Source organism: Microbacterium sp. (assembly GCF_032084865.1).
Taxonomy (GTDB): Bacteria; Actinomycetota; Actinomycetes; order Actinomycetales; family Microbacteriaceae; genus Microbacterium.
Genome location: NZ_DAMDLU010000084.1, coordinates 8,970 through 12,589 on the forward strand (window position 1 = coordinate 8,970; position 3,620 = coordinate 12,589).

The 3,620-nt window shown below is 68.7% G+C and carries 4 protein-coding genes; all 4 read right to left on the reverse strand.

Annotation, left to right across the window (positions count from 1 at the left end; genetic code table 11):
* On the reverse strand, positions 1-477 hold a 477-nt coding region (locus RT309_RS09790), incomplete at its 3' end, for an aldolase/citrate lyase family protein (RefSeq protein WP_313356683.1).
* Positions 462-1,250, reverse strand: coding sequence for a fumarylacetoacetate hydrolase family protein (locus RT309_RS09795; RefSeq protein ID WP_313356684.1), 789 nt, complete (start codon positions 1,248-1,250; stop codon positions 462-464). The genes RT309_RS09790 and RT309_RS09795, both read right to left, overlap by 16 nt.
* A complete protein-coding gene (hpaD, locus tag RT309_RS09800; protein WP_313356685.1) occupies positions 1,247-2,413 on the reverse strand; it encodes a 3,4-dihydroxyphenylacetate 2,3-dioxygenase in 1,167 nt (388 codons plus the stop codon). Before hpaD ends, RT309_RS09795 begins: the two co-directional genes overlap by 4 nt.
* Before the next feature lie 86 nt (positions 2,414-2,499).
* Positions 2,500-3,620 (reverse strand): aldehyde dehydrogenase (locus RT309_RS09805; protein WP_313356686.1); only part of this gene is annotated, 1,121 nt, incomplete at its 5' end.

Here is a 3,620-nt window from a genome sequence, read left to right on the forward strand (position 1 = left end):
GACGGCATCCGCCGACTCGATCTGCACGAACAGCGAGATCGTCTCCGACGCCTCGGGAACGTACCCGGCCACCCGGCCCCACCGGCCGCTGCGGGCGAGGCCGGAGCCGACCCCGCGCACACCCTCGGGCGGGTAGCGCACCGCGGCGACCGCCGCCTGCGCCTCGGCGGCCGAGCCGACCATGGGCACGAGCAGGTTCTGCGCGCCCGTGTCGAGCACCTGCTTGATGATCACGGCGTCGTTCACGGGCACCCGCACGATGGTGGGCACCCGGTACGCGGCGATCACCTGCAGCTGCTGCTGCACCGAGATCACCGTGTTCGGGCCGTGCTCCATGTCGATCAGCAGCCAGTCGACGCCCGACCCCGCGCAGATCTCGGCGTTCAGCGTCGTGCCGGTGCTCAGCCACATGCCGATCAGTGGACGGTCCGCGGCGGCCAGCGCGTCACGGAAGGTGGGCTCTAGACGAAGCGGCATGCGATCGTTCCCATCTCGCGGTAGTCGCACAGCACCTCGTCGCCGCGCTCGACCCACATGGGTCTGGTGAACGATCCTGCCAGGATGATCTCGCCTGCCTCGAGCCGCGCGCCGTGCTGGTGGAACTTGTTCGCCAGCCAGGCGACACCGGTGGCCGGATGCCCGAGCACGCCGGCGGCGACGCCGGTCTCCTCGATCTGACCGTTCTTCGACAGCACGCCGGGCACCCAGCGCAGGTCGATCTCGTCGGGTCGCATGTGCACGTCGCCGAGCACCATCGCGCCGTAGGCGGCGTTGTCGCTGATCGTGTCGACGATCGTGCGTCCCTCCAGCTCGATGTGCGAGTTGAGCACCTCGAGGGCGGGCACGGCGTAATCGATCGCCGCGAGCGCGTCGTCGAGCGTGCAGTCGGGCCCTTCGAGCGGCGTCTTCAGCACGAACGCGAGCTCGACCTCGATGCGCACGTTCGAGAAGTCGTCGAAGGGGATCTCCGCGCCGGACGGGTAGACGGTGTCGTCGAACATCACGCCGTAGTCGGGCTCGGTGATCCCCGTCGCCTGCTGCATGGCCTTCGAGGTTAGCCCGATCTTGCGTCCCACCAGGCGGCGTCCGGCGGCGAGCTGCGAGTCGCGCCAGACGCCCTGGATCGCGTAGGAGTCCTCGATCGTGGCATCCGTATACCGGGCGGTGATGCGCGGCATCACGCCGCGCGTCCTCTCGGCCTCGGCCAGCTCCGCCGCGAGGGCGGCGATGGTCTCGGCGGGGAGGGTCACAGCTGGTGTCCGAGCTTGTACTCGCCCTGCTTCCACTCGGGCATCGACTTCTCGCCCTCGTCGGGGCGGGTGTACGAGAAGCCGTCGGCGCCGATCGTCACGGCCATCTCGCTCGAGTCGGTGCGGGCGCGCACGGGCTGCGGGTTGCCGTCGAGGTCGAGCACGAGCGACGCGTCGGTGTACCAGCTGGGCACGACGGGGTTGCCCCACCAGTCGCGGCGCTGGTTGTCGTGCACGTCCCAGGTCACGACCGGGTTGTCCGGGTCGCCGGTGTAGTAGTCCTGCGTGTACACCTCGACACGGTGGCCGTCGGGGTCGCGCAGGTACAGGTAGAACGCGTTGCTCACGCCGTGGCGGCCGGGGCCGCGCTCGATGGCGTCCGAGCGGCGCAGCGCCCCGAGCTTGTCGCAGATCGAGAGGATGTTGTGCTTCTCGTGCGTCGCGAAGCACACGTGGTGCATGCGCGGCCCGTCACCGCCGGTCATCGCGGTGTCGTGCACGGTGGGCTTGCGGCGCATCCACGCCGCGTACACGGTGCCGTCGCCGTCCTGGATGTCCTCGGTGACGCGGAAGCCGAGGTCCTGCATGTAGCGCACGGCGCGCGGTACGTCGGGGGTGACCTGGTTGAAGTGGTCGAGGCGCACCAGCTCGCCGGGGATGTGCAGGTCGTAGCGCCACGACATCCGCTCGACGTGCTCGCTCTGGTGGAAGAACTCGTAGGGGAAGCCGAGCGGGTCGACCACGCGCACCGAGTCGCCGATGCCCTTCACGAATCCGTCCGGGTTGCGGCGCACGTCGCAGCCGAGCTCGGTGTAGAACTCCACCGCACGGTCGAGGTCTTCGGGCGTGCGCACCCGGTACGAGAACGCGGCGACGGCCGCGACCTCGCCCGTGCGCAGCACGAGGTTGTGGTGGATGAACTCCTCGGTCGAGCGGAGGTAGATCGTGCGCTCGTCCTCTTCGGTGACGTACAGACCCAGGATGTCGACGTAGAACTCGCGCGAGGCGGCGAGGTCGGTCACGACGAGCTCCATGTACGCGCAGCGGAGGATGTCGGGCGGGCTCGCGACGGGCGTCGCGATGGGATCATCGGTGTGGATCGGCGCCTCCTGGCTCACGTAGAAGCCGGAGGAGGTGAGGGTCTTTCCTGCGTGGTTCGTCATGTCAGCGTCCTTGCCTGTGTTCAGAAGATGAGGCCCTGACCTTCGACAGGCTCACCCAGGGATGGGTCCCTGAGCCTGCCGAAGGGTCAGCGCGGGTCCGGGTCGTCCAGATCCTGCTTGCCGAAGGCGGGGTTGTGCGGCTCGCCGAGGGTGATGTGCACGCTCTGCTGGTCGGTGTAGAAGTCGATCGAGCGGTATCCGCCCTCGTGTCCGAGTCCGGATGCCTTGACGCCGCCGAACGGGGTGCGCAGGTCGCGCACGTTGTTCGAGTTCAGCCACACCATGCCGGCCTCGACGGCGCCGGCGAAGTTGTGTGCGCGCTTGAGGTCGTTCGTCCAGATGTAGGCGGCCAAGCCGTAGCGCGTGTTGTTCGCCAGCGCCAGCGCCTCCTCCTCGGTGTCGAAGGGGGTGATGGCGACGACGGGTCCGAAGATCTCCTCCTGGAAGATCCGGGCATCCGGTGCCACGTCGGCGAACGCGGTCGGTGCGACGTAGTTGCCGGTCGGGAAGCCCTCGGGGCGACCGCCGCCGGCGATCAGGCGACCCTCGGTCTTGCCGATCTCGACGTAGCTCATCACCTTCTCGTAGTGCTCGGGGTGCACCAGCGCGCCGACCTCGGTGGTCGGGTCGTGCGGGTGGCCGACCTTGACGCGCTGGGCGATCGCGGCGAAGCGCTCGACGAACTCGTCGTAGACGCCGCGCTGCACGAGGATGCGGCTGCCCGCGGTGCAGCGCTCGCCGTTGAGGGAGTACACGCCGAAGACGCAGGCATCCACCGCGGTGTCGAGGTCGGCGTCGTCGAAGACGACGGCGGGGCTCTTGCCGCCCAGCTCCATCGACAGCCCCTTCAGGAAGGGGGCTGCGTTGCCGAAGATGATCTGCCCGGTGCGGCTCTCGCCGGTGAACGAGATGAGCGGCACGTCGGGGTGCTTCACCAGCGCGTCGCCGGCGTCTTCGCCGAGGCCGTTGACGAGGTTGAACACACCCTGCGGCAGGCCGGCTTCTTCGAAGATGCCGGCCCACAGCGACGCCGACAGGGGAGTGAACTCGGCGGGCTTGAGCACCACGGTGTTGCCGGTGGCGAGCGCCGGACCGAGCTTCCACGATTCGAGCATGAACGGGGTGTTCCACGGCGTGATCAGACCCGCGACGCCGATCGGCTTGCGGTTGACGTAGTTCATCTGCTTGCCGGGCACCTTGAAGGCGT